The sequence below is a fragment of the Variovorax sp. P1_H12_2 genome (assembly GCF_056405335.1).
Window position 1 is genome coordinate 1 of the sequence record NZ_JBFUCI010000337.1, and the last position, 7,193, is coordinate 7,193.

At 67.9% G+C, this 7,193-nt stretch carries 6 protein-coding genes; 5 read left to right on the forward strand and 1 reads right to left on the reverse strand.

Features of this window, described 5'->3' with window-relative positions; genetic code table 11:
• A partial coding sequence (locus AC1D2K_RS26000) for a hypothetical protein (RefSeq protein WP_478092146.1) occupies positions 1 to 206 on the reverse strand: 206 nt, incomplete at its 3' end.
• A 206-nt stretch (positions 207 to 412) separates the two neighbouring features.
• Between AC1D2K_RS26000 and AC1D2K_RS26005 the strand changes: the two genes are divergently transcribed.
• From AC1D2K_RS26005 to AC1D2K_RS26025, 5 genes are all read left to right on the forward strand, one after another.
• Entirely contained in the window at positions 413 to 2,950 is a 2,538-nt protein-coding gene (locus AC1D2K_RS26005; protein ID WP_478092147.1) for a PAS domain-containing sensor histidine kinase, read from the forward strand.
• The gene (locus AC1D2K_RS26010; protein ID WP_478092149.1) at positions 2,947 to 3,579 is read left to right on the forward strand and encodes a response regulator transcription factor; all 633 of its coding nucleotides are present in this window, start codon (positions 2,947 to 2,949) and stop codon (positions 3,577 to 3,579) included. Before AC1D2K_RS26005 ends, AC1D2K_RS26010 begins: the two co-directional genes overlap by 4 nt.
• Before the next feature lie 77 nt (positions 3,580 to 3,656).
• Positions 3,657 to 4,517 (forward strand): bifunctional methylenetetrahydrofolate dehydrogenase/methenyltetrahydrofolate cyclohydrolase FolD, encoded by an 861-nt coding sequence (folD, locus tag AC1D2K_RS26015; protein WP_478092151.1) that lies wholly within the window; start codon positions 3,657 to 3,659, stop codon positions 4,515 to 4,517.
• 34 nt (positions 4,518 to 4,551) lie between these two features.
• Positions 4,552 to 6,600: a M3 family metallopeptidase gene (locus tag AC1D2K_RS26020; RefSeq protein WP_478092152.1), complete on the forward strand. Its 2,049-nt coding sequence runs from the start codon at positions 4,552 to 4,554 to the stop codon at positions 6,598 to 6,600.
• Between the two features lie 34 nt (positions 6,601 to 6,634).
• On the forward strand, positions 6,635 to 7,193 hold a 559-nt coding region (locus tag AC1D2K_RS26025; protein WP_478092154.1), incomplete at its 3' end, for a glutaredoxin family protein.

The window sequence follows — 7,193 nt, forward strand, 5'->3', positions numbered from 1 at the left end:
GTGTTCACATAGGCCGTATTGGCCGAGAACGGTTTGTCGATGCTGTTCTGGCGCGCATGCTCGAGCAGTTGCTCAAGCAGGAAGTGCGCGCGTTCGGGCCCCTCGCTCTCGATGACGGCCGACAGGGCGTCCATCCATTCACGCGTCTCCTGCGCGTCCAGGTCGTTCGCGGCCGAGCCGAACAGGTTCTCGGGATTTGCCGACATGCTTGTCTCCTTTGTGAGGGGGGTGTGGCTGTAATTTAGTGCCGTATCCGGCAGCGCGCGGCAGTTTCTCACAGAATTCTTTGGATTTCAAATCGTGCTTAGCGATTTCTTATTATGAAATCTCTCTATCGAAGGTGGCCGCACGTCGGTCCCTGACACTCGCCTGCCGCCGTTCGTCGGCAGGGGGCTTCACCTAAACTTGGCCGATGCCCCTTTCTTCTCCGATCGCGGTCGCCCGCAGCGCCGCATCGCCGCTGTCGTGGTGGCGCCGCTGGTGGCGCCGCCAGACGCCGGTGCTGCAGGACGCCGTTGCGATGCTCGCGCCGCTGGCCGCCGTGCTGCTGTTCCTCGCCGCCATCGTGTCGGCGTTCTGGTACTTGCGCGCCGAGGAAGTGGAACGGGTCCAGGAGTCGGTGAAGCGCGACGTGGAGTACGCCCAGCAACGCGTGCGCCTGCGGCTGCTGGAGCGCCAGGAGCAGCTGATGCGGCTCGCGCGCGACGCCTCCAACCGCGAGATCGACCCCGCCGAGTTCACCAGCCGCGCGGAGTCGCTGGTGAGCCAGTTCCCGGAGTTGCAGTCGGTCAGCTGGATCGACGATCGCCGCCGCTTCAAGGCCAATTACGCCGCGCCGAGCGTCYATCCGGCGCTCCAGCATGCGATCGGCGAGGTGCTGCGACCGGGCGACATCGAGAGCAACTACGCGCTGGCGCGCGAGCTGCGCCAGCCGGTCTTCTCGCAGCCGCTGGCCGGCGGCGAGCCGCCGCCGATGCTGGGGCTCTACATCCCGTTGTTCGACCAGGGCCTGTTCGCCGGGATGCTGCTCGGAGAGTTCTCGATCGATGGACTGCTGCGCTACGGCATGCCGTCCGAGGTCTCGGCGCGCTACGCGGTCTCGCTGCTCGACGCCAAGGGCGGCCTGATCGCCGGCAACACGGTCGCCAATCCGCGCGGCGCCGGTACGCGGCTGCTGCCCTGGACGGCGCGCACCAACGAGTACGAAGTCCCGGTCTCTCCCGTGGGCAACGCGCTGGTGCTGCGGGCACAGGCCTACCGCACCTCGCAGGGCGTGGTCGGCAACGGCCTCTTCTGGCTGGTCGGCGCGCTCAGCGTGCTCACCAGCTGGATGCTGATCGGCACCTGGCGCCACACGCGCAGGCGGCTGCAGGCGCAGCAGGCGCTGGTCGCCGAGACCAACTTCCGGCGCGCGATGGAGAACTCCATGCTGACCGGCATGCGCGTGCTCGACCTCGAAGGCCGCATCACCTATGTCAACGCGGCCTTCTGCGCCATGACCGGCTGGAGCGAGAACGAGCTGGTCGGCCAGACCCCGCCCTTCCCCTACTGGCTCGAATCCGACCGCGAGGTCATGAACGAGCGGCTCGAGGAAGAGCTGCACGGGCGCGCCCTGCCCGGCGGCTTCCAGGTCCGGGTGAAGCGCCGCAACGGCAGCGTCTTCAACGCCCGGCTCTATGTCTCGCCGCTGATCGACGCCCGCGGCCACCAGACCGGCTGGATGACCTCGATGACCGACATCACCGAGCCGACCCGGATCCGCGAGCAGCTGTCGGCCTCCTACGAGCGCTTCACCACCGTGCTGGAAGCGCTGGACGCCTCGGTCTCGGTGGCCCCGCTGGGCAGCGAGGAGCTGCTGTTCGCCAACAAGCTCTACCGGCTCTGGTTCGGCTCCAACACGGTCGGCCACCTCGGCATGGTGGCGCAGGCCGGCGTGCCGGCCACGCAGGCGCGCGATGAAGAACTGGACGACGTCGACTCCTTCGCCGGACTGCCGATCGACCAGCTCACCACCGCCCAGYCGGCCAACAACGAGATCTTCGTGCCCGAGCTCGGCAAGTGGCTCGAGGTGCGCTCGCGCTACCTGACCTGGGTCGACGGCCGGCTGGCCCAGCTGGTGATCGCCACCGACATCACGCCGCGGCGCGACGCCGAAGACCTGGCAGCGGCCCAGGCCGACCGGGCCCACGCAGCCAGTCGGCTGATCACCATGGGCGAGATGGCCTCCAGCGTCGCGCACGAGCTCAACCAGCCGCTGACCGCGATCACCAACTACTGCAACGGCATGGTGTCGCGCATCAAGGGCCAGCAGATCGATTCGGACGCCCTGCTCGCGGCACTCGAGAAGACCTCGAAGCAGGCCCAGCGCGCCGGCCAGATCATCCAGCGCATCCGCTCCTTCGTGAAGCGCAGCGAGCCCAACCGGACGCCGGCCGAGGTCTCGACCATGGTCAGCGAGGCGGTCGAACTGGCCGGCATCGAGTTGCGCCGGCGCAACGTGCGCCTGAACCACTATGTGGCCGCGCGGCTGCCGATCCTGCGGGTCGACCCGATCCTGATCGAGCAGGTGATGGTCAACCTGCTGAAGAACGCGGCCGAGTCGATCGACCTGGCCAACCGGCCGCTGGCGCGCCGCAGCGTCGAGCTGCGGGTGCTGCCCAAGACAATCGACGGCCAGCCCGCGGTCGAATTCTCGGTCCAGGACACCGGCATGGGCCTGGCCCCCGAAGTGATGGAACGGCTCTACGAGGCCTTCTTCTCCACCAAGCCCGAGGGCATGGGGATCGGCCTCAATTTGTGCCGCACCATCGTCGAGTCGCACCGCGGCCGGATGCAGGCGGAGAACATCTACAATGGGCCGGATGTGGTCGGATGCCGTTTTTCCTTCTGGTTACCGGTGTTGGACGCTATCGATTCCGTAGCAAGCAACGAGGCGAAAGTACCTGCATGAGTTTGATTCCGAAGAAGGGCACGGTCTATGTCGTCGATGACGACGAAGCAGTCCGCGATTCGTTGCAATGGCTGCTCGAGGGCAAGGACTACCGAGTCCGCTGCTTCGATTCGGCCGAGTCCTTCCTGTCGCGCTACGACCCGCGCGAGGTGGCCTGCCTGATCGTCGACATCCGCATGGCCGGCATGTCCGGCATCGAGCTCCAGGACCGGCTGATCGAGCGCCGCTCTCCGCTGCCGATCGTGGTCATCACCGGCCACGGCGACGTGCCGATGGCGGTCGACAGCATGAAGAAGGGCGCGATGGATTTCATCCAGAAGCCTTTCAACGACGAGGCGCTGGTGACGCTGGTCGAGCGCATGCTCGAACACGCGCGCGGCGCCTTCGCGCAGCACCAGCAGTCGGCCAGCCGCGACGCCCTGCTGTCCAAGCTCACCGGCCGCGAGGCCCAGGTGCTCGAGCGCATCGTCGCCGGCCGCCTCAACAAGCAGATCGCCGACGACCTCGGCATCAGCATCAAGACGGTGGAGGCGCACCGCGCCAACATCATGGAAAAGCTCAACGCCAACACCGTGGCCGACCTGCTGAAAATCGCCCTCGGACAGGCGGCGACGCCGGCCAAGGCCTAGCCCGGCCGCCCCGGCGCTCCCGACCGACCTCACGCCTGCGCAAGCGGGCGTTTCCATTTCTGAAGATCGAAAAAACGATGACAGCTCAACTGATCGACGGCAACGCCCTCTCCAAGACGCTCCGCACCGAGGTCGCGGCCCGCGCCGCCGCGCTCAAGGCCCGCGGCGTGGTCCCCGGCCTGGCGGTGGTGCTGGTCGGCGAAAACCCCGCCAGCCAGGTCTACGTGCGCAACAAGGTCAAGGCCTGCGAGGACAGCGGCCTGCACTCGGTGCTCGAGAAGTACCCGGCCGACCTGAGCGAGGCCGACCTGCTGGCCCGGGTCGACGCGCTCAACAACGACCCGTCGATCCACGGCATCCTGGTGCAGCTCCCGCTGCCCGCGCACATCGACGCGCAGAAGGTGATCGAGGCGATCGCACCGTCCAAGGATGTCGATGGCTTCCACGTCGCCAGCGCCGGCGCCCTGATGACCGGCTCGCCCGGCTTCTGGCCCTGCACGCCCTACGGCTGCATGAAGATGCTCGAGTCGATCGGCTTCGAGCTGCGCGGCAAGCACGCGGTGGTCATCGGCCGCAGCAACATCGTCGGCAAGCCGATGGCGCTGATGCTGCTGGCCAGGAGCGCCACGGTCACCATCTGCCACAGTGCGACCGCCGACCTGGGCGCCATCACGCGCCAGGCCGACGTGGTGGTCGCGGCCGTGGGCAAGCGCAATGTGCTCACGGCCGACATGGTCAAGCCGGGCGCGGTCGTGATCGACGTCGGCATGAACCGCAACGACGAAGGCAAGCTCTGCGGGGACGTCGACTTCGCCGGCGTGCGCGAGGTCGCGGGCTGGATCACGCCGGTGCCCGGCGGCGTCGGCCCGATGACCATCACGATGCTGCTGGTCAACACCCTCGAGGCCGCCGAACGCGCGGCCGCCAGCGCCACTTGAACTCGCGCCGTCCGTCCGCCATCTGAACAAGACCATGACCAATCCGCTCCTCGACTTCAACGACCTCCCGCTGTTCGACCAGATCCGGCCGGAGCATGTCGCCCCGGCGGTCGACACCCTGCTCGCCGACGCCGAGTCGGCGCTGCAGGAAGTGACCGCGCCCGGATTCCCGGCCGACTGGACCGCGATCGCGAAGGTCCTGGACGTGGCCTCGGAGCGCTTCAGCCGCGCCTGGGGCGCGGTCGGCCATCTCAATGCGGTCGCCGACACGCCCGAGCTGCGCGCCGCCTATAACGACGCGATGCCGCGTGTCACCGCCTTCTGGACCCGCCTGGGTTCGGACGAGCGGCTCTACGCCAAGTACAAGGCGATCGTCCCGGCGACGCTCAACCCCGAACAGCGCCAGGCGCACCGCTATGCGATCCGCAACTTCGTGCTCGGCGGCGCCGAACTGCAGGGTGCGGCCAAGGCTCGTTTCGCGGAGATCCAGGAGCGCCAGGCCGAGCTGAGCCAGAAGTTCAGCGAGAACGCGCTCGACGCCACCGACGCCTTCGCCTGGTATGCGGAGCTCGCAGATCTCGACGGCCTGCCGGAGGACGTCATCAGCGCCGCCAGCTCGGCCGCCGAAGCCGAGGGCAAGGACGGCTACAAGCTCACGCTCAAGATGCCCTGCTACCTGCCGGTCATGCAGTTCGCGAAGAGCAGTGCGCTGCGCGAGCGGCTCTATCGCGCCTACGTCACGCGCGCCAGCGAATTCGGCGACCCCGCCTTCGACAACACCGCGCTGATCCGCGAGATCCTGGCGCTGCGCCAGGAGGAGGCCAAGCTTCTCGGCTACCCCAATTTCGGCGAGCTCTCGATCGTGCCGAAGATGGCCGAATCGGCCGACCAGGTGATCAAGTTCCTGCGCGATCTCGCCGCCAAGGCCAGGCCCTACGGCGAGCGCGACCTGGCCGACCTGCGCAGCTTCGCGGCGCAGCACCTGGGCCTCGCCGATCCGCAGCCCTGGGACTGGAGCTACATCGGCGAAAAGCTCAAGGAAGCGCGTTACGCCTTCAGCGAGCAGGAGGTCAAGCAGTACTTCCCCGCGCCGAAGGTGATGGCCGGCCTGTTCAAGATCGTCGAAACCCTGTTCGAGGTCTCGATCCGGCGCGACACGGCGCCGGTCTGGCACCCGAGCGTGGAGTTCTATCGCATCGAGCGCGCCGGCCAGAAGGTCGGCCAGTTCTACCTTGACCCGTCCGCCCGTGCCGCCAAGCGCGGCGGCGCCTGGATGGACGACGTGCGCGCGCGCTGGCTTCGCCCCGACACCGGCGCGCTGCAGACGCCGGTGGCGCAATTGGTCTGCAACTTCGCCGAAGGCGTCGACGGCAAGCCGCCGCTGCTGACGCACGACGACGTGACCACCCTGTTCCACGAATTCGGCCATGGCCTGCACCACATGCTGACCCGGATCAACGAGCGCGACGTCTCGGGCATCAGCGGCGTCGAGTGGGATGCGGTCGAGCTGCCGAGCCAGTTCATGGAGAACTTCTGCTGGGAATGGGACGTGCTCGCGCACATGACCTCTCAAGTCGACACCGGCGCGCCGCTGCCGCGCGCCCTGTTCGACAAGATGACGGCCGCGAAGAACTTCCAGAGCGGCCTGCAGACCCTGCGCCAGATCGAGTTCTCGCTCTTCGACATGCTGCTGCACACCGGCTACGACGCCGCCAGCGCCCAGCCGGGCGATGTGATGGCGCTGCTGGCCAAGGTGCGCGAGGAGGTCGCGGTGATGCCCTCCCCGGCCTTCAGCCGCACGCCGAACACCTTCAGCCACATCTTCTCGGGCGGCTATGCGGCCGGCTACTACAGCTACAAGTGGGCCGAGGTGCTCAGCGCGGACGCCTACGCGGCTTTCGAGGAGACCGCCGGCGCCAACGGGGAGCCGAGCATCGAGACCGGCCGCAAGTACCGCGAGGCCATCCTCGAGGCCGGCGGCAGCCGCAGCGCGATGGAATCTTTCAAGGCCTTCCGAGGCCGCGAACCGCAACTGGACGCCTTGCTTCGACACCAGGGAATGGCCGAGGCGCAACCAGCCTGAGATACTTCGCTCCATCCGATTTCGGGAATCATCGATGAAGCTCAACGCCGCCCTCGCGGGCCTCACCCTGCTGCTGGTCGCCGGCGCCACACTGGCGCAGTCGGTCTATCGCAACGTCGACAAGAACGGCAAGGTCACCTTTTCCGACCAGCCGCCGAGTGCCAACGCTCCGGCGGCTCCGGCCCGGGTCGGCGGCAACTCGGGCGCCGGCGCCGGCACCGGCCTGCCCTACGAACTGCGGCAGGTCGCGCAGCGCTATCCGGTGACGCTCTACACCAGCGAGGCCTGCAGTCCCTGCGGCGCCGGCCGCTCGCTGCTGGTCACCCGCGGCGTGCCCTTCGACGAACGGACCGTCAAATCCAACGAGGACGTCGAAGCGCTGCAGCGTCTGAGCGGCCAGGCCTCGCTGCCGCTGCTGACCATCGGCTCGCAGCAGCTCAAGGGCTTTGCGGATTCGGAGTGGTCGCAATACCTCGACGCCGCGGGCTACCCCAAGAGCTCGCAATTGCCGGCGAGCTACCGCAACGCGCCGGCCCGGCCGCTGGTGGCCCTGCAGCCCGCGGCCGAACCCGCGCCGCCGGCCGCTGCTGCAC

Excerpts from the sequence above, each read along its gene's own strand:
- folD (WP_478092151.1), top strand. The coding sequence starts at position 3,657 with ATGACAGCTCAACTGATCGACGGCAACGCCCTCTCCAAGACGCTCCGC.
- AC1D2K_RS26020 (WP_478092152.1), top strand. The coding sequence starts at position 4,552 with ATGACCAATCCGCTCCTCGACTTCAACGACCTCCCGCTGTTCGACCAG.
- AC1D2K_RS26010 (WP_478092149.1), top strand. The coding sequence starts at position 2,947 with ATGAGTTTGATTCCGAAGAAGGGCACGGTCTATGTCGTCGATGACGAC.